This is a genomic window from Ruegeria sp. CL3 (assembly GCF_056536505.1).
Window position 1 is genome coordinate 112,653 of record NZ_JBQFPT010000008.1, and the last position, 22,704, is coordinate 135,356.

The following is a 22,704-nucleotide window of genomic DNA, read 5'->3' on the forward strand; positions in this document are numbered from 1 at the left end:
GCATTCGCGTGTCATATTGAAATTGGACATGCCTATCCCCGGGGCACCAGCAACTCGGGCCTGCGCCACAAACTGCTCGCAGACAAACCGAAATCCATGCCACGCAAACCGTGAATTGTTCTGCGCGCGACAGAAACTGTTGCCTGAATCCGGCTGCATGTGAACAATTAGACTTGACTATGTGTCATTTATTTTTCCTAACTAACCAGTCAATCAAAAAAACAGGGAGGCTCCAGTGAAAGCCCTAACAACCATTTCAACCCTTGCCATTCTGGCATCTGCCGGGGCGGCATTGGCCAATTGCGACGAGGTCGTATTCTCGGATGTCGGCTGGACCGATATCACTGCGACCACTGCCGCAACGACAACGATTCTTGACGCTCTGGGCTACGATACCGAGATCAAGATCCTTTCCGTTCCAGTGACTTACACCTCGATGGCCGAAGGCGATATCGACGTGTTCCTGGGTAACTGGATGCCGACCATGGAAGGCGATATCGCACCCTATCGCGAGGCAGGAACGGTTGAAACCGTGCGCGCGAACCTTGAGGGCGCAAAGTACACGCTGGCCGTCAACGCTGCAGCCGCCGAGCTGGGCATCAAGGATTTCGCTGATATTTCAACACACTCCGATGCTCTGGACGGCAAAATCTTCGGAATCGAGCCGGGCAATGACGGCAACCGTCTGATTCAATCCATGATCGATGGCGATTCGTTTGGTCTCTCCGGTTTTGAGGTCGCAGAAAGCTCCGAGCAAGGCATGCTGGCGCAGGTCGATCGCGCCTCGCGCAAAGGCGATCCGATCGTGTTTCTGGGCTGGGAACCGCACCCGATGAACGCCAATTTTGAGATGTCCTACCTAACCGGTGGCGATGAGTTCTTTGGCCCCAACTTCGGTGGTGCGACCGTGTTCACCAACACCCGCAAAGGCTATGCAGAAGAGTGCCCGAATATCGGCGCGCTGCTGAACAACCTTGAATTCTCGCTGGCAATGGAAAACGAGATCATGGCCGCGATTCTGGATGGTGGCGAAGATCCGGCGGACGCAGCCAGCGCATGGCTGAAAGCCAACCCGGATGCCTATACCCCATGGCTGGACGGTGTCACGACCCGTGACGGTGGTGACGCAGTCGCCGCAGTAAGCGCAGCACTGGGTCAATAACCTTAAACGCCCTTCGCCGCGTGTCTGTGGCGGAGGGCTTTTTTGTGGCCTGATTTCAGGCCCGGAATACTCTGAAAGGCAGACAGATGGATTGGCTGACCGACAACAAGATACCCGTCGGCAAGACGGCCCGAGCGGTTTTTGAATGGCTCCAAGAAATAGGGGAGCCATTTTTCGATTGGTTGTCCTGGGTTCTTGAGGCGCTGATTGATGGCATATTGTGGGTGCTGCAAACCCCGCATCCTTTGATCGTTGTGGGCGTCTTCGTAGGCATCACGTGGCTGTTGCAGCGGAATTGGAAAGTTTGCCTGTTTGTGGCGCTGGGGTTCCTGTTCATTCTCAATCAGGGATATTGGGAAGAAACGACGGAAAGCCTGACTCTGGTTCTATCCTCCTGTCTGGTCTGTATGGCGATTGGCGTGCCTATTGGCATCGCAGCGGCGCACAGGCCCAAGCTTTACGTGGCAATGCGGCCGGTGCTGGACCTGATGCAAACCCTGCCGACCTTCGTCTATCTGATCCCCGCGATCGTATTCTTTGGTATCGGCATGGTGCCGGGCCTGATCGCAACCGTGATCTTCGTGTTGCCCGCTCCGATCCGCCTGACCCATCTGGGTGTGTCCTCGACTCCGACCCCGCTACTTGAAGCGGCCGAGGCCTTTGGCGCGACCAAATCCCAGACCCTGTGGAAGGTCGAACTGCCTTACGCGCTGCCGCAGATAATGACAGGGCTGAACCAGACCATCATGCTGTCGCTGTCGATGGTTGTGATCGCCGCTCTGGTTGGCGCTGACGGCTTGGGTGTGCCGGTCGTGCGGGCGCTCAATCAGGTGAACACGGCCCTTGGTTTCGAATCCGGCTTTGTCATCGTTGTTGTGGCGATCATCCTTGATCGCGTCCTCAGAGTGGAGCATTGATCCATGACCGCAGTTGAATTTGACAATGTTTCAATCGCGTTCGGCAACGACCCCAAAAGCGCGTTGCCTTTCATGGACGAAGGCAAAGACCGCGCAACGGTGAAAGAAGCCTGTGGGCAGGTGCTGGGCGTCCACAATTGCTCGCTGACTGTGCATGAGGGCGAAACGCTGGTGCTGATGGGGCTGTCTGGTTCGGGCAAATCCACGTTGCTGCGGGCGGTGAACGGGTTGAACCCGGTGATCCGCGGCGCGGTTCGGGTCTCGGACGGATCGGAGATGGTGGATGTCACCAACGCCGACGCCCGTACCCTGCGCCGGATGCGGCAGAACCATATTGCGATGGTGTTCCAGCAATTCGGCCTGCTGCCGTGGCGCACAGTGCGCGAAAACGTCTGGCTGGGGCTGGAGCTGTCGGGCATGTCCCGCACTGAGAGGTTGCAGCGCACCGATGAACAGCTCGCTCTGGTCGGTCTGTCTGACTGGGCCGACCGTAAGGTCGGAGAGCTTTCGGGCGGTATGCAACAACGCGTCGGTCTGGCCCGCGCCTTTTCCACTCAGGCACCGATCTTGCTGATGGACGAGCCGTTCTCGGCCCTCGATCCGCTGATCCGGACCAAGCTGCAGGATGAGCTGCTCCGCCTGCAGGAAAAGCTCAAACGCACGATCATCTTCGTGTCCCATGACCTTGATGAGGCCTTCAAGATCGGCAACCGTATCGCCATCATGGAGGGCGGTCGCATCGTACAATGCGGCACCCCGTCCGAGATCTACTCGAAGCCCGAGGACGAATACGTTGCCGACTTTGTCGCGCATATGAACCCTCTGGGCGTTTTGCGCGCGCGGGACGTGATGGAGCCTGCAACCGGTACGCCGGATCGCTCTATCGATGCGGACACTGATATTCGCGACGTTATCCAGGGCTTCGACCAGAACAATGCACCGGTTGGAGTGATCGAGAATGGGGCGATCATCGGTCAGGTCACAAAAGACCGCGTGTTGAACAAGCTGGTTGATCCGATGGGGCAGTAACCCTCGGACCTTAAACATGGGGCGGTCCGGCACTAGAACGCCGGACCGTTCGTTCTCAATTGTTTTCGTGCCATCCCCTTCGAAACCTCCTAACCTGCCTTGAGAGGTGTTGAGCTAGGAGCAGGCCGTGACAGATACCTTCCAGAGAGTTGCTGATTTCACCCTTGGTATAACACCCGAGGATATCCCCGATGCAACACTGAACGCCGCAGCATTGATGCTGCTCGACACGCTGGGCATTACGATTGCTTCGGGTCCTATGGCGGCGGGGTCAATCGCCCGAGAAACCGCGTTTGCGCTCTACGGGGCAGGTGATCCAGCGCTCAGCTCGCGGATGTTGTTTGATGGCCGCCGGGTCAGCGCCGCCGGGTCTGCTTATGCTGCTGCGACGCAGACTGACAATCTGGATGGGCATGACGGGTATAACCCGACCAAAGGGCATATCGGTGTCGCTGTTGTCCCGGCGCTTTGTGCGCTGGCGGAAACGTTGCCGGACTTCTCGGGTCCCGAAGCTCTGACCGCTGTCACCATCGGGTATGAGGTCGCTGGGCGCGCCGGGATTTCTCTGCATGATACAGTCAGCGACTATCACACGTCAGGGGCATGGAACGCCTTGGGCGTTGTGGCCGTCGCGGCTCGGTTGCGTGGGTTGGGCGTGGACCAATTGCGGCAGGCCATGGGCATCGCTGAATATCACGGCCCCCGCAGCCAGATGATGCGCGAGATCGCCAACCCCACCATGCTGCATGATGGATCGGGCTGGGGGGCTTTGGTTGGTGTGTCTTCGGCCGTTTTGGCCGAGAAAGGCTTTACCGGCGCGCCCGCGATCACCATTGAGGCTGAAGAGGTCACGAGCCACTGGCAGGACCTTGGCCAGTTCTGGCAGATGCAGTATCAATATGTGAAACCCTACCCAATCTGCCGTTGGGCGCACGCCGCGATCGACGCTGTCCGGCAGCTAATGCACGACCATGACCTGAGCCATGAAGATATCGCCTCGGTGCAGGTCAATACGTTCCGCGAGAGCGCTTGTCTGTTTCAGGGCATGCCCGACGACACCTCAAAAGCGCAGTATTCGCTGCCATTCGCGGTGGCAGTGATGATGGCCTATGGGCGGATCGGGGTCGAGCATATCTCGGGTGCGGGTCTGTCTGATCCTTTGGTGGCGTCTTTGTTGGAACGTATTTCCGTTGATGAAGACGTGCGCCATTCGGCTCGGTTCCCCGAGTGTCGCATCGCCGATGTTACGATCCGCTTGCACGACGGGCGGGTGCTGGAAACTGGCGACGTCCATGCGCGCGGCGGCCCCGAGGCCCCGATGGATCAAGCCGAAGTGGTCGCAAAATTCATGGAGTTCGCGGTGCCGTCGTTCGGCGAAACAAGGGCCTCCGCCATACGCGACGCCGTTCTGGGGCTGAGAGATCCGGCATCGGCTTTCTCGGATCTTGGCGCGTTGATCTATGACGCTCCGTCCGGGTCCTAGCCCCTTAAACGCAGTCGAACAGCCGCCCCGGTAACCCCTTATGCGGTGGTAGCCCGAGTTCGCGCAGCAAGCAGAACATCATCGCCTGGTTGGACGTGACAACGGGTTTGCCCAGCGCGGCTTCAATCCGCTCGATGGCCTCGACGGACCGCATATCGGTGCAACTTAGAACGATCGCCTCGGCCTGCGGATCGTCGGCCTGGCAGGCGAGGTCAAAAACTTCGTTCGGGGTCAATTCTCCCTGACCGTAATTTCCCAGTTCCCGGCCCACATCGGCGCATTTAACCGTTTCAATCCCATTTTGGGCCATGAACGCGATGGCCTGCGTATTGATCTCGCCCAGATAGGGCGACGAAAAGCCGACTTTGCGGGCCCCAAACGCCTGAATGCCCGCGATCAGAGCACTAGCGGCTGTGACTGATTTGGCATTGGCACCGGATTTGATCTGCTCGGCCAGCTTGGCGTCAAAAGACGGTCCATGGGTCAGCGTTGCCGAGGTGCAGCCGTAAAGAACGATGTCGGGCCGCACGCCGGAGATCATCCGCAAATCATGGCTGATATCCGAAGCGCCCAAACCGGCCATCTGATCCGAGCCGGGGATTTCATCCACGTCATACCCGCCCATGCGCTGGAAATGCAGCGTGGTATTGGGTGGACGCATCAATGCCAGATCCGGCTCCAGGTTTGTGTTGGTGAAAGGCACCAGAACGCCGATCTTGGCCGCGGTTCGGGTCTCGGTCATGTCAGCACTCCTTTCAGCACATCGCGGGCGCGGTTCATCACGTCTGGTGTGCAAATCGTGGCGCGGAGGCAATCGCCTAGGCCATAGCCGCCCATCCCGCGCATCAAGAGGTTCTCGGCGCGCAAGGCAGCATCGACCCGCTGCGCTTGGTCGACTGAAGCAAAGCGCAGCAAGGCGAAATTTGTGTGGCTTTGCGGGACGGTTAACCCCATAGCGCGGCAATCTTCGTTGAACGCATCGCGGATTTGGGCAGTTTTTGTCACAACCTCTCGCATATGCGCCTGATCTCGCATTGCAGCGGCAGCTGCAGCCTGCGAGGGGATCGATACATTGTTTGGGTTCAATAGCTTGCGCAGTTCTGCCGCGATCTTGGGCGAAGTATAGGCCCACCCGACCCGAGCGCCCGCCAGCCCGTAGGCTTTGGAAAACGTACGAGTGACGACCGTATCACCGCGCTGAATCATGGCGAATATATCTACCGGATCATGTTCTGCATCCGAGAACTCTGCATAGGCTTGATCGACGACCAGCAGAACATTCTTTGGAAGGGTGGTCCGCAGGCGCACGATCTCAGCGTTCGGGACCAACGTTCCGGTCGGGTTGCCCGGATTGCAGATGAAGACGATGCGGGTTTCTGGAGTGACTGCGCTCAGAATGTCATCTACCGAAACAGTCAAGTCGACCTCGCGCGCCTTGACATAATCCGCCTGCACCTGCGCGGCTGCCGAGGCGATAAACGCGTAACCGTAGTCGGTGCCCAGCACGCGGTCTCCGGGCCCAGCATAAGCGCGGATCAGGCAACCGATCAGCTCCATCGATCCCGCGCCGCAAAGGATGTTGCTCGGGTCCAGCCTATGCACCTCGGCTATCGCTGCGCGGAGGTCCGGCCATTCCGGATCAGGATAGAGCGGCATATCTGCCATCGCGGCCTGTCCGGCGGCAATGGCGGCAGGGCTGGCGGGAAAGGCGCTTTCGTTCTGGGCCAGTGAAATCGTCTGAGGACCGCCAAGATCGGCCAGCGCATAGGCGGCTATAGCGCCAACATGAGGGATAGGCCGGATCATGTGGCTCCTCCGTAGGATTTAGCACCCTCGGCGCTGATCAAACCGCGTTTGAGGTCCAGCGCAAGTGCGTCAGGGTCGCGATCCACGGGATCGCCGAAGCCTCCTCCTCCGGGGGTTTCAAAGATCAGGTAGTCGCCGTCTTCGACCCGCAGCTCGCCCTTGCCGGGGATGTCAGCGTCGCTGTCGCGGAACCGAATACGCCCGGGTGCTCCGGGTTGGCCACCCATCCGACCAAGCGCGGGGAATTTCAGCCTCTCGACCGAAAGGAAGACGATGAAGGGCGCGCCGTTGGCCGAAGTCATCTCGATCCGTTGCCCCAACCCGCCACGGTATTTGCCCGCACCGCCCGAATCCGGCCGAAGCTCGCGCCGCCAGATCGTGACGGGGGCGACGCTTTCGGTGATCTCCACCTGGCTGCCAAACACGCCGGAAGGGTAGGCGGTTGCCGACAACCCATCCGCATGCGGTCGCGCGCCTGTGCCGCCGTTATGCACAGGCTCCACCGCGAATTCGCGGCCTCCGTCACGGGCGACCTCTGGCGCGTGGCGCATGGGCAGGTCGAACATGCAGGATGCGCCTTCCGCCGGGACCTGATCGGGCAGGGCTTGATGCAGGCAGCCCAGAACCAAATCAGGGGTCACCTGACCCAGCGTGTGTCGCATCGCCACGGGCACAGGGCGCTGTGCGTTCAGGATGCAGCCTTTGGGACCATCGACGGTAAAAGGCTCCAGAGAGCCTGCATTGTTGGGAATGTCCGAACCGACAATGCAGCGCAGGGCAAAAACGGTATAGGCAGTGGCATAATTCAGTGGCACGTTGATGCCCTTGCGCGAACAGCCGGAGGTGCCAGTGAAATCCACATGCATCCCGTCGGCGCTGACGGTCAGGGTGGCGTGCAGTTCCAGCTCATTCTCATAGCCGTCCATCTTCAGGATGTTCTTGTAGACGCCAGCAGGCACCTCGGCGATGGCGGCCAGAGTGCCCCGGCGTGAGGTCTCGATGATGTAAGCCCCAAGTGCGTCCAGATCGTCTATGCCGAACTCCTCCATCATCGACACCAGCCGGTTCACTCCGGCCTCGCAGCAGGCGATTAGGGCATAGATGTCGCCCTCATTGGCCACGGGTTCGCGGCTGTTGGCGCGGATGATGTCCAGCAGCAGAGCGTTCGGCGTGCCTTCCTCGACCAATTTGCAGGGCGGGATCAGCAGGCCCTCGTCGTATATGTCCGAACCCTCAGGCCCCATTCCAAGCCCGCCCAGATCAACCAGATGCGAGGTGCAGGAAGTGAAGCCGACGACCTTGCCATCCTTGAACGCAGGCATCATCAGCAGGAAGTCGTTCAAGTGACCCGAGGCGAGCCATGGATCGTTCGTCATATAGATGTCGCCGGGTTTCATCGTCTGAACCGGGAAGGCGGCGCGCAGGTGCTGAACGGCTTCGGCCATGGTGTTGATATGGCCCGGCGTGCCAGTAACGGCTTGTGCCAGCATCCGGCCGTTCACGTCGAAAATCCCAGCAGAAATGTCGCCGCATTCGCGTACAATCGGGCTGAAAGCCGCGCGGATCAGGGTCTGGCCCTGTTCCTCGACAACCGCCAGCAGCCGGTTCCACATCACTTGCAGTCGCGCAGGTGTCATTGCAGGCCTCCTTTCTGGTTCCGGATCAGGACGAGGTTTCCGATGGCATCCACATGGGCCGAGAAATCGGCTGAGACGAGCGTTGTCGTCTGTGGTTCATGGATCAGCGTGGGGCCGCAGACGCGGTCGCCGGGGTTGAGAGTGGCGCGGGCCACAAAACCAGCCTGTTTCGTCTGCCCGTCTACATCACAGATGATGGGCCTGGTTTCCGAAGGTGTCATAGTGGTCAGCGCCGGGGTGGAAAGCACTTCGGGAACGGCAGCGTCCGGGGTCGCGACCTGTACGGCCCAGTTCAAAATCTCGATCTGCATGCCCGGCACGGGGCGCGAGAATTGTTTGCGGTACTCCGCTTCAAACGCCTCGGTCAGCGGGGCGAGGTCTTCGGCGGTAAATGTGCGGTCGGGCAGCGAAATCTCAATCTCGTGCCCCTGACCGCTATAGCGCATAAAGGCCGAGCGTCGGATTTCGGTTGGGGCATCCCCGGCACCTTGGGCAACTACTGCGCTGGCCTCGGCGATCATATCGTCAAATAGGCCGTTGATCGCCGTGAAATCCAACGTACCCAGTAGAGAATAGTACGAGCGCACGATCTCAAAAGACACGGGCGCGAATAGAAAGCCCACGGCTGAGCCAACACCGGGATTTGGAGGCACCACGATGCGGTTAACGCCCGCAGATCGGGCCACGCGGCTAGCATGGAGAGGACCGTTGCCGCCAAAAGCGATCATGGTACGCGGCCCGAGATCCTTGCCCGACTCCACCGCATGCATCCGCCCAGCGCTGGCCATGCTTTCATCCACGATGCGGCTGACCCCGTCAGCGGCCCCTGTCGCGTCGGTTTCAAGCGCCGTGCCGATTACGCTTTGCAACGCGCCGTTTGACGCCTCAGGGTCAATCTTGATGAACCCTTCGGCAAATGTGTCGGGCACGATGTAGCCCAGAGTGATGTCACTGTCGGTCACAGTCGGCTCGGTTCCGCCGCGCCCAAAAGCCACCGGGCCGGGCTCCGAGCCTGCCGATTTTGGCCCCACCGTCAGACGGCCCAGCCGGTCCACCCCGGCGATGGAACCTCCGCCGGCGCCGATTTCGATCATCTCGATCACGGGGATACGTACCGGCATACCAGAGCCTTTGATGAAGCGCGCGGCCCGCGCGATCTCGAACTGGCGCGAGGTTTGGGGTCGGGCATGGTCGATGAGGCAGAGCTTGGCGGTCGTGCCACCCATGTCAAACGACAAAACCTGATCCAACCCGGCCCGAGCAGCGATACGCGCGGCTAGAATAGCCCCTCCGGCAGGGCCACTTTCGACCAGCCGGATCGGGAAACGCATGGCCGTCTGGACGGTGCACATGCCTCCACCTGCGGTCATCATCAGGATCGGGCAGGTGACCCCTTCGGCTTCGAATTTTTCGACGAAGCGGGTCAGATATGTCTCCATCAGGGGTTGGATATAAGCGTTGGCAACCGTTGTGCAGAGCCGGTCAAACTCGCGCGCCTCGGGGCTGACATCGGATGAGATCGACACGGTCAGATCGGGGCGTCGTTCGGTAAGAGCATCGCGCAACCGACGTTCATGCGTGGGGTTCGCGTAGGAATGCATGAGGCAGATCGCAACCGCATCCGCCCCGCTGGCGTCGATTTCAGCCAGAAGCGCGTCAATAGCGTCTTCTTCCAGTTCGATCAGAACCTCACCGGTCGCTGACATTCGCTCGCGAACGGTCAGAGAGCGTTCGCGCGGGACAAGTAGGTCGGGCTTTTCCAGATTGATATCGTATTGCGCATAGCGCCGTTCGCAGGCGATTTCGAGGATGTCCCGGAACCCTTGGGTCGCGACGGTTGCTATAGTGGCCCCGCGCCGCTCGATCAGAGCGTTGGTGGCCAGTGTGGTGCCGTGGATGAAGCCGGTCACTTCGGCCAGTGACCGTCCCGCGCTTTCCATGACGCGCAGCGCCCCTTCCATCGCGCCTTTGGCCGGATTTTGGTGCGTGGTCAGGGTTTTGGTCGAGGCCAATATCGTCTCATTGCCTGAAACAAGGACAGTATCGGTAAACGTGCCGCCAATATCTATGGCGAGGCGCAGAGCAGTTGTCATGGAGGGGTCCGTTGTCGTCTGTAACAGTTTGGGCATGGCGCCCGTTCGGCCTGCTACCGACGCGGTGCCACCAAGTTGCAGCCGGTGGCCCGGCGATCCATACGAGTTGGGATGCACTGACAAGTCATGAGGAATTGTCGGGCGGTTTTTACGTCACTGCTAGCGCATTTGCGACATCGCGGCATTCCAACGACGTAAAAACCTGAACTTCGCTGCAGGGCTTATCCCGACAGCCGCGCCAAATCCGCACTTAGCGCGCGGGCCTCGGAAATACTGCGCTGTAGGGCCTGCAATTGCGCCTCGGCAGTGGTGCCTTGGGGCTTTGCGTTCAGCACCCTGTCGATTCTGGCGGCTGTGGCGGGGTCTCCGCCGCCAATTGCATCGCGCTGTTGCAGGATTTTCAATTTTAGCTGCGCCAGTTCAGTCTCAGAGGATCGGATCTGCGCGGCCAATGCGTCGTTGCGGGCCTGAGCTGTCGCCACATCGCCCTCGGCGGCCTCGATCCGGTCATCATAGGCCCCGGTCGCAATGCCGGATACTCCGGCGAAGAACCCTCCGTCCGCCGGGTCTGTCGTGGTTTGGCAGGCGGCCAAAAGAAAGCAAGGCAGAGCAATGCGTGTGATCATGTTCTGCCCTGTCACAGCGACGACGCCAAATCGCTGGCGATCCCGCGCATCTGCGAAATCTGGTTGGACAGAGCCTGCAGATCACCGTCAATGGGCGAAGTGGTTTGGCGGCGCTTGATCGTCAGGCTGCGCGCCTCAGCAAATTCGGCCTGCCGTCTGGTTGCCCCGTCAATGGCCAGTTCCATCTGTTTCAGATTGCCATTGGCCTCGGTCAGCTCTCGTTGCAACTCGGCCTGATCTACGGTTCCCGCTGCGGCGCGAGCGTTCAGTGCGTCCAATTCAGCCTTTTGAGCCACCAGAACTTCGTTCATCACGTTCAACGTGGTCTGCATTTCGGCGGCGTTCCGGTCCAGATCGGATTTGATCTGACGCAACCGTCTTTCGCGCCCGGCATAGCTGCGCTGCACATAGGCCACATAGGTACCAGCCAGAGCGCCAGCACCTAGTCCGAGGGCGACACCTGTGCCTACGTCGTCAGAACCGCCCAGCCCAAAGCCGATCGCGCCCCCCGCTACACCACCTGCAATCGCCCCTTGCAGGATCGTCTTTTGCAGGGCTGCCGCTTGCTTTGCCAGATCGGCCTCGGCCTGGCTTGAGCCAGCGCCTACGGATCTCAGCGTTTCCGGCTCGCTGCCGCCACCGCAGGCGGACAGAGCCAACGATGCCCCTAACACGGCGGAGATCAGCCGGGTGGAATAAGATCTGCCAGCCATTGATAACTCCCTTTCTTACTATCTTCTGCCTGCGCCACATGGCGCAGAAACAATGCGGCATCCTCGCTCAGGCGCGCATGTGCTTGCCCGAGGTTACGCGAAGTTGCCGCAGCGTCAAAGAAATCTGCGCCTGGCTCGGATGGAAAAAACACCACGGCGCGGGTCAAAAGTTCATCGTAATAACTGCGGCTTTGATCCAGCCGCCTTAGAATGACACCGCGTGAGCGATAGATGTCGTAGATATCATTGCGGGCCTGTTGCAGTACTGGCAGCGCGGCAGGGTCCGAACGGGCGATCTCTTCGATCTGACCCAAGGCATTTTCAGCAACGGCCAGAGTGCGTTCGACACTGCGCAGTGCAACAATATCGGTGCGCAGGCTCTGCAATGTCGTGGCGGCCAGAAAGACCGAGACTTCGGCGGCGTCTTCAAACAGACGCTCTGGCGTTGCGGTTTCCTGCAGCGGCAAGCGACGGCGATACTGATCGAGGGCCGGTTCCAGGTTCCGGCTTGGCCCATCTGGCATCAGCCCAAGGGTGGAAAGGGCCGCGGCCAGCTTATCGGGTTCCGCAGCAGCCAGCGTTGCACTGATCGGCGCGGCTGGGGCGGTTGCGGTGTTCCTCAGCAGCTCAATCCGGTCACGCGCGAAAGCGGCGAACAGGCCATCGGGATAGGTCTGCAGATAGTCCTTGAAGTCGGCTTGATCGCTGCTTGCCGAAATGCTCCGCCAATGGGCCATATCGGCCTCAAAAGCGTCAGAGGGGCTGGCCGAGGGCAAACCCGGCGCGAAACTATGCTCATCTAGAACGGATTCTTCGACCCATGGGATCTGGCGGCCTTCAGTGTCCAGAACCACTTGCTGACGCACCCGACCCAGCATCAGCCGCACATCCAGATCTGGCGTTGCAATATGATCCAGCAGGCTCGAGGTGAAGACACTGTTGTCGCCCAGCCCATCATACGCCACGTTGCCGGGGTCAGTGGCATAGGCGATCAGTAAACCTGCACCGCCCCGGATGCGTACCAGACCCTGTTCGACGATCCCTTTGTCCGAGAACGGGTTATTGCGACAAGCGTCGAGCAGCAGGATGCCCACATCCGGCCCCGCCTTGGCAAGCACATCGCGCACGCGGTCGATGGTGATCGAACTTCGGCTGAGGGCGTCCAGGTCACTGCCCGAGAATTCGGTGCCGATCAGGTGGTTCTGACCGCCGATTTGAACCCCGTGGCCGGCATAGAAGAAGACAGCCATTTCAGCGCCCTGCGCCGCCTGCCCAAAGGCGTGTACAGCACGATCCATCGAAGCTGCGTTCTGATCGGTGGCCTCGGTTACGGCAAAGCCAAGCTCGCGCAGCGCTGCGCCCAGGGCCTCAACATCGTTGACCGGATTGCGCAGGGCCATATCCGGGGCGCGGTAGTCGGAATTGCCGATCAGCAAGGCCACACGATCCGCAGCCCGGGCCGAGCCTGTCGCCAGAACCAGACAGGACATTAGGCAAACCAGCAAAAATCGGACCCGAGTCATACCGTCACCTTAGCGCATGGATTTTCGACTGCACAGGCAGATTGGAACTCTATAGCCTGCCCAGTCGATCCTCGTCGTCCACAACGGTCAGCCACATATCCGGCCCGCTCCACCGCCAGAGGACGAGGTTGAGGTTCGCCGGTGTCGTCCCCGGCGCGAAGCTGCGCACCAGCAAACCGAGAAAACCGTCCTTGATCAATTGCGAAGCCAAATCTTGCGTCGGGACGGCGCGACGATCCAGCATGGCCGATCGCCAACCGGGATCGGCCAGTACGGGCGCGGTCATTCCGTATTGGGCCAAGGCGGCTGCGTCTCTTGTGTCGAAGATCGGGCCTAAATCAGCGTGGTAAGAAACCAGTACCGTCGGCTGCAAGTCCCCGACCTGATTGGCCTCACGCAGGGCCGTGGCCGGGTCCAGCGCCGTGTAGAGCGCGGGTGTGCCCTTCGCGTTGAACCGACCGCCATACTTCTCAGCCCCACGACCCGACAGGGGCTCACGCGCGTAGACCGGGTTTAATGCGCGAAAAAGCGGCCCGCGATACCAGCCCTCGTCAAGCGGCATCAGGCATAGACACCGGCATCGACGGCATCAATGTACTCCAACACCTGCTGCGCCTTGCCCTCCTGCACCAGCTGCATAGCGGTACGCCCGTCAAAGCCGGGCAGGGGTTCCGAGCGATACCAGGCATATGCGATCAGATCCGAGCCAAAACGCGGTTGCACCTTGTTGAGAACTTCGACCAGTTCGCGCAGGCGGCGTTGGGTCTTGTCGGATTGAATGCGCGTACGGCGTTGCAGGGCATCCTTGCCCAACCCCACTGTCAAGGCAACCTCTTCGGCGGATGTACGCAGAGCCGCCGCGATTTTCCGAGGCTCAAACAGCCCGCCTTCGGCGAATTGAGTAATCTGCATGCCACCCTCCAATCCTGCTACTTTCACGGTATATAGCGTCATTATTGCTGATTTTCAAGAATGTATGCCGTGTCACTGCCTCTCAAACCTCACCAAACCCCTTGGCAGACGACATGATCCTCACCAACTTGGGACCACCCGTTGATTGACGACAGGCTGAGCGGCCCTTTTACCTGTTCGCAGCCTCGGGTATGAGGTCTCAAATGGCAAGAAAACAGCAGGAGCCCGTCCATGTCGTTTCATCGCACCGCTTTTGCGGCATTGTTCGCGGCCGTGTTGCCAGCCGTCAGTTGGGCGCAATCAGAAAGCGCATCGTCTGAGGCGCTGTCCGTCGAATTGAACACAGCACAGAATGTGGGCAATGCCTGCCGTCTGACGTTTTTGGTGCAGAACGGAACCGGGGTCTCAATCGACAAAGCCGTGTTCGAGACCGTGATTTTCGACATCGATGGCGGCGTGGTCAGCCTTTCCCTTTTCGATTTCCGAGATCTTCCGGCGGATCGCCCGCGCGTGCGGCAGTTTGATTTGCCGGGAAGGGATTGCGCGCAAGTGGGCCGCGCCTTGATCAACGGTGCAAACACCTGCGTGGTCGACGGTGCGGATAGCACTATTTGTCGCGATACGCTCAGCCTCAGCAGCCGGGTCAAAGTGGAGCTTTTGGGATGAACTTCTTGGGCACTTTGCGTGAAATTCTGGCGCTTGGCGGGCCGGTGGTTGGCATCCTGATCGTGATGTCGATTCTGACGCTTTCGGTCACGCTGTATAAACTTTGGCAATTCGCGGCTTGTGGTGTTGGTCGCCATAAGGTTCTGTCCGAAGCTCTGGCTGCCTGGGATGCAGGGGATCGCGCAGCGGCGCGTACTCGGCTGAACGACAGTAGCAGCTACCTTGCGCCGATCGTTGGCGCGGCGATGGATGGGGTCGACGTGCCTGGCGTGGATGACCGTTTGGATGCCGAGGCTGGTCTGGCCTTGGCCGGGTTGGAGCGTGGCTTCCGTCTGTTAGATACGGTGGCGCAGCTTGCCCCGCTGCTTGGATTGTTTGGAACGGTGCTTGGCATGATCAACGCGTTCCAGAGCCTGCAAACCGCCGGTTCCTCGGTGGACCCATCGCTGTTGGCCGGTGGGATCTGGGTGGCCCTTGTGACAACAGCTGTGGGTCTGGCGGTGGCGATGCCAACCTCGATGGTTCTGTCTTGGTTGGAAAGCCGCACTTCGCGTGAGCGGGTGTTTGCGGACAAAGCGCTGCGGACCATTCTGGTGCCCGGTCACGCGCTGCAGGCAACGGCCGGGGCACAGATCCCGCGCGCCGCCCCTGAACATGCGTAACACGGCGCCCTTTGTCAGACGCCCCTTGTCGATGACGCCGTTGATCGACGTCATCTTTCTGTTGCTGCTGTTTTTCATGCTTTCATCCACATTCTCGCGATTTGCTGAGATCGAGTTGACTCAAGCCGAGGCTGGTAGCGGCGCGGGCACGGCACCGGCGGACAGAGTGTTCCTGCAGCTTGGTCCGGATCGGTTGGTTCTGAACGGGGCCTCGATCACGTTGGATGATCTGCTGACGCAAGTTGAAACCGGGCAGGTTCTGATCAGCCTCGACGCCGATACCTCGACGCAACGTCTTGTCGATGTATTGGTCCCTCTGCGAGGCCGGGACGGGTTGACCGTAACGGTGTTGGAGTAGGCCGATGATCCGTCAGACACCGCAACGCCGCGGACGCGACTCCACGATCCCGCTGATCAATGTGGTGTTCCTGATGCTGGTCTTCTTCCTGATCGCCGGTACCGTGGCCCCCCCTTTGGATCCCGACCTTGAGCTGGTCGATACCGCAGAACTGGAGGGGCGTGAGCCGCCGGATGCGCTGGTCCTGCATGCAGACGGATCGCTCAGCTTTCGTGGGCAGGCCACGGACGCCGAGACCTACATGGCGGATCATGAGGGCGAAGAGGTCCGCATCGTACCGGATCGCGCGGCCTCGGGCCCGCGTCTGATAGAGGTGACAGGTGCGCTGCGGCGTGCAGGGGCGAAATCGGTCTTTCTGGTCACGCAGCAGGCGATCGAATGATCCGAACCTCGGCCATCATCGCCGCTGTGGCCGTTCTGGTTTCGCTCTTGGTGCATATTCTGGGGCTGAGCATGACCACAGCCAGTTTGACCCATTCGCCAAGCGTTGTGGGCGATGAGGAAGATGCGGTGACCCTCGGCACGGCCTTTGAGGACCTGGCCGAACAAGTGCCCGAACCGATCGAGCCAGAAGAAGCGGAGGTGCCCGAACCTCCGGTCGAAACCTCGCCCGAGCCTGAAGAAGCGGAGATTCCGACAAGCGAAGCTCTGGTTGCGTCACCCGACCCGCAAGAGCAGGTTTTCGCACCTGATACCGGCCCCTCCAACGGCGGTCAGGCCGAGGTGCCAGAGCCTGAAGTGACCGAATCCGTTGACCAGTCCGAGACGCAAACGGCAGCAAGTGATGAGGTCGATGCAACACCACTGGCCGAGCCATCTGATATCGTCGAAATCCCGCAAGCCAGTGCGGCAGAGCCAGTCGAGCCGGTTGAAACGCCGGAGGCGGAGCAACTGGCCGCCTTGCCGCCCGTCGAGGTCGCGCCAGTGCCGCTGGAACAAGAGGCTGTTGAGCCAGAAATCGCGGTGGAGCCTGTGCCAGACGAAGCAGAACCCGTGGAGGACAGCGAAGGCACCGAGCAGGCGGTGGCAACCTCTCTTCGACCGCGTTTGCCCAATCGGACGCCCTCGGACGAGGTTCAACCTGCGCTGCCCGGTACGCGCAATTTCGACAACCTGAAATTCCCAGATCAAACCATTGAATCCCCACTGGCGGCTTATCAGCGCGAAGGGATTGATGCTTTCACCCGCAATGACAGAGGCAACCAGTCCGGTGGGCGAGGGCCGGGCAATTCCACGACGACCAACTATGCCGGACAAGTTCTGGTTCATCTGAACCGCGCGCCTCAGGTCTACGCGCCGGTTCGCGGCTATGCGCAGGTGTTTTTTCAGATCGACCCGGATGGCTCATTGGCCTGGGTCGAGGTGATCACCAGCTCGGGCTCGGACCAGGTGGATCGGGCCGCGAAGGAGCAGGTCAGGGGGGCAGCACCGTTCCCGCCGCCGCCCGGTGGTGTCAGCCGCAAACTGTCTTTCTACTACCAGAATGGCTGAGCCTAGCGTGGTCCGCGCCGTTGCTGCGCCCCGCCATCTTTGCGCATGGTCAGGCCAATCCGTTTGCGGGGGACGTCAACCTCGACAACGCGTACCTTCACGACCTGACCGGTTTTGACCACCTCATGCGGGTCCTTGACGAAGCGGTCCGCTAGTTGGCTGACATGGACCAGCCCATCCTGATGAACGCCGATATCCACGAAGGCCCCGAAAGCAGCCACATTGGTTACCGTCCCCTCCAACAGCATGCCAGGTTTGAGGTCGGTGATCTCTTCGATGCCGTCCCGGAACGAGGCGGTGACGAAGCTGGGGCGCGGATCACGGCCCGGTTTTTCAAGCTCGGCAAAGATATCGCGCACGGTGGGCAGGCCGAAGGTCTCATTGGCGAATTGCTCGGCTCGCAAGCCCTTCAGCGCTCCGTCACGTCCCATGATCTGCCGGATGTCCCGACCGCAGGCCGCCACCACACGGCGGGCGACGTCATAGGCTTCGGGGTGAACCGATGAGGCATCCAGCGGCTCCTCTCCTTCCCGGATGCGTAGAAATCCTGCGCATTGTTCAAAGGCGCGTGGACCAAGGCGGTCGACCTTCAACAAGTCTTTGCGGGACTGAAACGCGCCATTGTGATCGCGGTGCTGTACGATGGCCTCGGCCAAACCGGGGCCAAGGCCCGACACATGCGACAGCAGCGGGGCCGAGGCGGTGTTCAGGTCGACACCGACCGCGTTCACCACATCCTCGATGACCGAGGCCAGCGACTGTGACAAGCGATGCTGGTCCACATCATGCTGGTATTGCCCAACGCCGATGGATTTCGGTTCAATCTTAACCAACTCGGCCAACGGGTCTTGCAAACGGCGCGCGATCGAGACCGCGCCGCGCAGGGATACGTCCAGATCTGGGAACTCTCGCGCGGCCAGCTCCGACGCGGAATAGACCGAGGCTCCGGCCTCAGACACGACGGTTTTGGTGGGGGCTTTGACCGATTTGGGCAGCAGGCTGAGCGCGTCTGCGACCATCCTTTCGGTTTCACGGCTGGCGGTGCCGTTGCCGATGGCAATCAGTTCGATCTGATGGGCTGAGATCAGGTTGAGGATCGCCGCCTGCGCCCCCCGGAGATCCTTTTTGGGCTGAAAGGGATAGAGCGTGTCTGTCGCAACGACTTTCCCGGTTGCATCCACCACGGCGGCTTTGACGCCGGTCCGAATGCCGGGATCCAGACCCAGCGTGGGACGTGCGCCCGCCGGGGCTGCAAACAGAACATCCTTGAGGTTGCGCGAGAACACCTGAATCGCCTCATCCTGCGCCCGGCTGCGCAGGTCGGCCATTAGCTCGACCATCATGGAAAGCGACAGCTTGACCCGCCAGGTCCAGCCCGCGACCTTGCGTAGCCATTTGTCTCCGGGACCATCGCCACGGGTCTGCAGATGCGAGGCAACAATCGCCTGAGCCCGCGCCGCGCCCGCCTCGGGCTCAGGGGCGATATCAAGCGTGACGATCCCCTCTTTCGAAGCCCGCAGCATGGCCAGCGCCCGGTGTGAGGGGGCAGTCGCCCAAAGCTCGGAATGGTCAAAATAGTCGCTGAACTTCGCGCCTTCCTTTTCTTTGCCCTCAACGAGTTTTGACGACAATAGCGCCTCTTGCTGCATGAATTTGCGAAGTTCACCCAGCAGAAGGGCGTTTTCCGTCAGCCGCTCGGTCACGATGTCACGGGCGCCGTTCAGTGCGTCCTTGGTCGTTTCGACAGCCTCGGACAGATAGCCCTGAGCAAGGGTTTCCGGGTCGGCATTGCGGTCGGCCAGAATAGCGTCGGCCAGCGGCTCCAGCCCGTTTTCGCGGGCGATCATCGCCTTGGTGCGCCGCTTGGGTTTGTAGGGCAGGTAGATATCTTCCAACTGCGCCTTGGTCTCGGCCCCGGCGATGGATTTCGCCAGATCGTCCGACAGCTTGCCCTGATCCTTGATCGACGTCAGGATTGTCTGCCGTCGCGCCTCCAGCTCTCGCAGATAGGTCAACCGGTCCGAGAGGGTTCGTAGCTGCGTATCGTCCAGCCCGCCTGTCGCCTCTTTGCGATAGCGGGCGACGAAGGGCACGGTCGCGCCTTCGTCCAGCAACCTTACGGCGGCTGAAACCTGATCCGCGCGCGCGTTGATTTCGGTGGCGATTGTGCGGGCGATACGGTCCAAGGGGGCCTCCTGATACTGGGTCGGAAGGACTTCTTAGACAGCGTTTCGGAAGAGGGGAAGAGGGGCAGCGCATTGGGGCAAGATTTCCTGAAATGGTCTGCCCCTTTATCTGTGTTCGAGGCCCGGCCGCTGAGCCGGCCGGGCGTTGGCGTGCCTTAGAGGCACTCAGCCAATGTGTTTGCCATATTGCGCAGAAGTTGGGGATAGAGCGCCGCGCCGGGTTCAAGTTCGGCGCCAAGTGGGTCGATCACGGCGGTGTTGGCCTCGGACCCTTCCATCACGGTTGCGATCAGGCCGGGGTTGAACTGCGGTTCGGACAGAACGCAATCAATCCCTTCTTCTTTGATGCGACCCTGAATCTCTGCAATGCGCGCAGGGCTAGGATCGGATGCATCGCTGATCGAGATCGCACCGGATGCCGGGAAGTCGAAGTCATTTTCAAAATACTGATAAGCGTCGTGGAACACGATGAAGCTACCACCTTTAACCGGGGACAGCGTTTCTGCGATCTCGGCTGAAAGCGCCTCCATCTCAGCGCGCGCGGCGGCTGCGTTTTCAAAGTACTTACCAGCGTTTTCAGGGTCAGCAGCCGAGAGTTGAGCGGCAATCACGTTCAACCATGTTCCGGCGTTTGCAGGCGACAACCAGGCATGCGGATCGTGTTCGCCATGCGCGTGACCTTCGTGGTCGTCATGATCATCATGGTCTGCGTGCTCTTCATGGCCATGGTCGTCATGCGCGTGATCATCTTCCTTGTCATGGTCGTGATCATCGTGACCATGTTCATCCTTGTGATCGTCGTGATCATCATGGGCGTGTTCGTCTTCGTGGTCGTCGTGATCGTCATGCGCGTGTTCATCTTTGTGATCGTCATGATCATCATGCGCATGTTCGTCTTTGTGATCATCGCCATGATCTTCATGACCGTGATCGTCATGATCCTCGTCATCGCCGTGATCATGCGCTTCGAACAGTGCGTCCTCGCGGAAGTCCAGCAGAGTAGTTCCGTCCGCCTCCAGCAGCGTTGTTACAGCCGCGCCGCCAGCGAGCGTTTCGACAGCGTTTTCCATCCACGGCGTCAGATCTTCGCCGATCCAGAAAACCAGATCCGCCTCTTGCAGAGCTGCCGCCTCGGACGGGCGCAGATTGTATTCATGGGGTGAGGCACCCGGCTGAACGATCAGGCTGGGTTCGCCCACGCCGTCCATCACACGGGCCACAAGTGAATGCACCGGGGCAATGTCAACGGCCACATTCGGGGCGTCCGCCATGGCTGTTCCGCCCAGCAATGTAGCGGTGATCGAAATGGAAAGGAGGTTTCTGGACATTGGACCCTCTGTGTGATTTTATAACATTTAATCGCGGCATATATGATATAAGATAACATGACAAGTCAGAGGCAACAGAACTTGATCAGCGAAGCTGCGCCGGTGGGGTTCCATGATCATGACCACGTGTCCTGCGTGGAAACCGGCCTTGCCATGGCCGAGGCAAAATGCAGCGCCGAGGGTCTGCGCCTGACGCCTGTGCGTCACAAGGTGCTGGAAATGCTGTTGCAAGAACACAGGGCGCTTGGCGCCTATGCCATCCTCGATCGCTTACGGGATGAGGGATTCGGCTCACAGCCGCCCGTGGCCTATCGGGCCTTGGATTTTCTGGTCGAAAACGGGTTTGTCCATAAGATCGAACGCCTGAACGCTTTTGTGGCCTGCGCCCATCCGGGGGCAACGCATTCGCCGGTGTTCATGATCTGCCGAGGGTGCGACGCGGTGGCCGAAGCTTCCTCGGCCGTTGATAGCGGGGCCCTTGGCGATGCCGCCCGCGCCGTGGGTTTTGAAATCGAACGTACTGTAGTAGAAGCCGAAGGTCTCTGCTCTGACTGCACCGAAAAGGCCTAGCAATGTCCCTTGTCACCGTTGAAGACCTGAGCGTGAGCTACGGGGCCAATACCGTGCTGCGCCATGTCCATATGATCATCGAACCCGGTGAGATCGTGACAATTGTCGGGCCGAACGGGTCCGGCAAGACAAGCCTTCTGCGCGCCATTATCGGGGCCACCAAACCGGCCAAAGGGCGCATCACGCGCAAACAAGGGCTACGGATCGGTTACGTGCCGCAGAAACTGCATATCGATCCGACCCTTCCCATTTCAGTCGAGCGCTTCATGCGCCTTACCAATCGCGTCAGCCGCGCCCGCTGTGCCGAGGCGCTTGAGGAAGCAGGCGTGCCAGATCTGTTGAAGCGGCAGATGACAAAATTGTCCGGCGGGCAGTTTCAGCGCGTGCTGCTGGCGCGGGCCTTGATCAACCACCCGGATATCCTTTTGCTGGACGAAGCGACGCAGGGTTTGGATCAACCGGGTTCAGCGGCCTTTTATCGGCAGATTGATACCGTGCGCCGCGAGACCGGCTGCGCGATTTTGATGATCAGCCACGAATTGCACGTGGTCATGAGCGCCTCGGACCGGGTGATCTGCCTGAACGGTCATGTCTGTTGCGAAGGCTCGCCCGCCGTTGTGGCCTCAGCCCCTGAATACCGCGCCTTGTTTGGGACCGGGACCGGAGGAGCGCTGGCGCTGTACCGGCATGACCACGATCATCATCACGACCACGATCATAGCTCTCAGGACGCTGCAGAATAATGCTGGATGACTTTATGACCCGTGCGACACTGGCCGGGATTGGTGTGGCTTTTGCGGCGGCTCCGCTGGGATGTTTCGTAGTCTGGCGCCGAATGGCCTATTTCGGCGACGCAACCGCGCATGCGGCCATTCTGGGCGTTGCGCTGTCACTAACCTTCCAGATGTCTATCTTCGCGGGCGCATTGGCCGTAGCTCTGGTGATGGCGTTGACGGTTACTTTGCTGTCCGGGCGGGGATACGCGATGGATACACTATTGGGCGTTCTGGCCCATTCTGCACTGGCCTTTGGCCTCGTCGCCGTGTCATTCCTTTCAGGTGTCCGCATTGACCTGATGGCCTACCTTTTCGGCGATATTCTGGCTGTTTCGCGCGCGGACCTCGCCGTGATCTGGGGCGGTGCGGCACTGGTCGTTGCCCTGATCGGATGGCGCTGGTCGCAGCTATTGACCGCGACCCTGAACGAAGAACTGGCCTATGCCAGCGGCTATGATCCCAAGCGCGAGCAATTGATCCTGACCCTGTCTCTGGCGGTGACCGTCGCGGTGGCAATCAAGGTCGTGGGCGTTCTTCTGATCGCAGCCTTGCTGATCATTCCGGCCGCCGCTGCGCGCAGCCTCGCCCGATCACCCGAGTCCATGGCCTTGATCGCTGCGGCCATCGGAGCGGTTTCCGCCGTAGCCGGTTTGCGGGCTGCTTACGTTTTCGACACTCCTGCAGGGCCATCAATTGTATGCGTCGCGGCAATCTTGTTTGCCTGTTTCAGCCTGCTGGGATGGAAAGGTCACAGGCGGTAGAACGC

Annotated in this window: 23 protein-coding genes; 12 read left to right on the top strand and 11 right to left on the bottom strand. The window is 60.2% G+C overall.

Features of this window, described 5'->3' with window-relative positions; translation table 11 throughout:
- Positions 1 to 235 precede the first annotated feature (235 nt).
- The 4 genes from choX (at position 236) to ACR0NO_RS13575 (ending at position 4,591) form a co-directional block, all read left to right on the top strand.
- The gene (gene choX / locus ACR0NO_RS13560; RefSeq protein ID WP_170467374.1) at positions 236 to 1,162 is read left to right on the top strand and encodes a choline ABC transporter substrate-binding protein; all 927 of its coding nucleotides are present in this window, start codon (positions 236 to 238) and stop codon (positions 1,160 to 1,162) included.
- An 86-nt stretch (positions 1,163 to 1,248) separates the two neighbouring features.
- The gene (gene choW / locus ACR0NO_RS13565) at positions 1,249 to 2,079 is read left to right on the top strand and encodes a choline ABC transporter permease subunit (protein ID WP_170378502.1); all 831 of its coding nucleotides are present in this window, start codon (positions 1,249 to 1,251) and stop codon (positions 2,077 to 2,079) included.
- A gap of 3 nt (positions 2,080 to 2,082) precedes the next feature.
- On the top strand, positions 2,083 to 3,108 hold the full coding sequence (gene choV / locus ACR0NO_RS13570; protein ID WP_170549346.1) for a choline ABC transporter ATP-binding protein: 1,026 nt from the start codon (positions 2,083 to 2,085) through the stop codon (positions 3,106 to 3,108).
- A gap of 127 nt (positions 3,109 to 3,235) precedes the next feature.
- Complete coding sequence (locus ACR0NO_RS13575; protein ID WP_480724317.1) at positions 3,236 to 4,591, top strand: MmgE/PrpD family protein; 1,356 nt, start codon at positions 3,236 to 3,238, stop codon at positions 4,589 to 4,591.
- A gap of 4 nt (positions 4,592 to 4,595) precedes the next feature.
- Here ACR0NO_RS13575 and ACR0NO_RS13580 read toward each other — a convergent pair whose 3' ends face one another.
- The 9 genes from ACR0NO_RS13580 to ACR0NO_RS13620 all read right to left on the bottom strand — a co-directional run bounded on the left by ACR0NO_RS13580 (position 4,596) and on the right by ACR0NO_RS13620 (position 13,901).
- Positions 4,596 to 5,333: a maleate cis-trans isomerase family protein gene (locus ACR0NO_RS13580; RefSeq protein WP_480724318.1), complete on the bottom strand. Its 738-nt coding sequence runs from the start codon at positions 5,331 to 5,333 to the stop codon at positions 4,596 to 4,598.
- Positions 5,330 to 6,397: a pyridoxal phosphate-dependent aminotransferase gene (locus ACR0NO_RS13585; protein WP_480724319.1), complete on the bottom strand. Its 1,068-nt coding sequence runs from the start codon at positions 6,395 to 6,397 to the stop codon at positions 5,330 to 5,332. The genes ACR0NO_RS13580 and ACR0NO_RS13585 overlap by 4 nt, the downstream gene beginning before the upstream one ends.
- On the bottom strand, positions 6,394 to 8,034 hold the full coding sequence (locus ACR0NO_RS13590) for a hydantoinase B/oxoprolinase family protein (protein ID WP_480724320.1): 1,641 nt from the start codon (positions 8,032 to 8,034) through the stop codon (positions 6,394 to 6,396). Before ACR0NO_RS13590 ends, ACR0NO_RS13585 begins: the two co-directional genes overlap by 4 nt.
- Positions 8,031 to 10,127, bottom strand: coding sequence for a hydantoinase/oxoprolinase family protein (locus ACR0NO_RS13595; protein ID WP_480724321.1), 2,097 nt, complete (start codon positions 10,125 to 10,127; stop codon positions 8,031 to 8,033). Before ACR0NO_RS13595 ends, ACR0NO_RS13590 begins: the two co-directional genes overlap by 4 nt.
- 221 nt (positions 10,128 to 10,348) lie before the next feature.
- Positions 10,349 to 10,753, bottom strand: a complete 405-nt coding sequence (locus ACR0NO_RS13600; RefSeq protein WP_170675865.1) for a hypothetical protein — start codon at positions 10,751 to 10,753, stop codon at positions 10,349 to 10,351.
- Positions 10,754 to 10,764: 11 nt separating this feature from the next.
- Positions 10,765 to 11,466 (bottom strand): hypothetical protein, encoded by a 702-nt coding sequence (locus ACR0NO_RS13605; protein WP_480724322.1) that lies wholly within the window; start codon positions 11,464 to 11,466, stop codon positions 10,765 to 10,767.
- Positions 11,436 to 12,989 carry a caspase family protein gene (locus ACR0NO_RS13610; RefSeq protein WP_480724323.1) on the bottom strand — a complete coding sequence of 518 codons (1,554 nt, stop codon included), beginning with the start codon at positions 12,987 to 12,989 and terminating at the stop codon, positions 11,436 to 11,438. The genes ACR0NO_RS13605 and ACR0NO_RS13610 overlap by 31 nt, the downstream gene beginning before the upstream one ends.
- A 49-nt stretch (positions 12,990 to 13,038) precedes the next feature.
- Entirely contained in the window at positions 13,039 to 13,551 is a 513-nt protein-coding gene (locus tag ACR0NO_RS13615; protein WP_480724324.1) for an RES family NAD+ phosphorylase, read from the bottom strand.
- Positions 13,551 to 13,901, bottom strand: coding sequence for an MbcA/ParS/Xre antitoxin family protein (locus ACR0NO_RS13620; RefSeq protein ID WP_425084495.1), 351 nt, complete (start codon positions 13,899 to 13,901; stop codon positions 13,551 to 13,553). The genes ACR0NO_RS13615 and ACR0NO_RS13620 overlap by 1 nt, the downstream gene beginning before the upstream one ends.
- A 231-nt stretch (positions 13,902 to 14,132) precedes the next feature.
- Between ACR0NO_RS13620 and ACR0NO_RS13625 the strand changes: the two genes are divergently transcribed.
- The 5 genes from ACR0NO_RS13625 to ACR0NO_RS13645 are packed head-to-tail and all read left to right on the top strand — an operon-like array spanning position 14,133 to position 17,078.
- Positions 14,133 to 14,567, top strand: coding sequence for a hypothetical protein (locus ACR0NO_RS13625; RefSeq protein ID WP_480724325.1), 435 nt, complete (start codon positions 14,133 to 14,135; stop codon positions 14,565 to 14,567).
- Positions 14,564 to 15,229 carry a MotA/TolQ/ExbB proton channel family protein gene (locus ACR0NO_RS13630; protein WP_480724326.1) on the top strand — a complete coding sequence of 222 codons (666 nt, stop codon included), beginning with the start codon at positions 14,564 to 14,566 and terminating at the stop codon, positions 15,227 to 15,229. The genes ACR0NO_RS13625 and ACR0NO_RS13630 overlap by 4 nt, the downstream gene beginning before the upstream one ends.
- On the top strand, positions 15,222 to 15,587 hold the full coding sequence (locus tag ACR0NO_RS13635; protein ID WP_480724327.1) for an ExbD/TolR family protein: 366 nt from the start codon (positions 15,222 to 15,224) through the stop codon (positions 15,585 to 15,587). The genes ACR0NO_RS13630 and ACR0NO_RS13635 overlap by 8 nt, the downstream gene beginning before the upstream one ends.
- 4 nt (positions 15,588 to 15,591) lie before the next feature.
- On the top strand, positions 15,592 to 15,969 hold the full coding sequence (locus ACR0NO_RS13640; RefSeq protein WP_480724328.1) for an ExbD/TolR family protein: 378 nt from the start codon (positions 15,592 to 15,594) through the stop codon (positions 15,967 to 15,969).
- A complete protein-coding gene (locus ACR0NO_RS13645; RefSeq protein ID WP_480724329.1) occupies positions 15,966 to 17,078 on the top strand; it encodes an energy transducer TonB in 1,113 nt (370 codons plus the stop codon). Before ACR0NO_RS13640 ends, ACR0NO_RS13645 begins: the two co-directional genes overlap by 4 nt.
- A 2-nt stretch (positions 17,079 to 17,080) precedes the next feature.
- On the opposite strand, the gene ACR0NO_RS13650 is transcribed toward ACR0NO_RS13645, so the two are convergent.
- On the bottom strand, positions 17,081 to 19,264 hold the full coding sequence (locus tag ACR0NO_RS13650) for a Tex family protein (RefSeq protein ID WP_480724330.1): 2,184 nt from the start codon (positions 19,262 to 19,264) through the stop codon (positions 17,081 to 17,083).
- Positions 19,265 to 19,419: 155 nt separating this feature from the next.
- Complete coding sequence (locus ACR0NO_RS13655) at positions 19,420 to 20,592, bottom strand: zinc ABC transporter substrate-binding protein (protein WP_480724331.1); 1,173 nt, start codon at positions 20,590 to 20,592, stop codon at positions 19,420 to 19,422.
- Between the two features lie 57 nt (positions 20,593 to 20,649).
- Between ACR0NO_RS13655 and ACR0NO_RS13660 the strand changes: the two genes are divergently transcribed.
- The 3 genes from ACR0NO_RS13660 to ACR0NO_RS13670 are packed head-to-tail and all read left to right on the top strand — an operon-like array spanning position 20,650 to position 22,699.
- Positions 20,650 to 21,162 (top strand): transcriptional repressor, encoded by a 513-nt coding sequence (locus ACR0NO_RS13660; protein WP_480724332.1) that lies wholly within the window; start codon positions 20,650 to 20,652, stop codon positions 21,160 to 21,162.
- 2 nt (positions 21,163 to 21,164) lie between these two features.
- Positions 21,165 to 21,905 (top strand): metal ABC transporter ATP-binding protein, encoded by a 741-nt coding sequence (locus tag ACR0NO_RS13665; RefSeq protein ID WP_480724333.1) that lies wholly within the window; start codon positions 21,165 to 21,167, stop codon positions 21,903 to 21,905.
- Positions 21,905 to 22,699: an iron chelate uptake ABC transporter family permease subunit gene (locus tag ACR0NO_RS13670; RefSeq protein WP_480724334.1), complete on the top strand. Its 795-nt coding sequence runs from the start codon at positions 21,905 to 21,907 to the stop codon at positions 22,697 to 22,699. The genes ACR0NO_RS13665 and ACR0NO_RS13670 overlap by 1 nt, the downstream gene beginning before the upstream one ends.
- Positions 22,700 to 22,704: the final 5 nt, after the last annotated feature.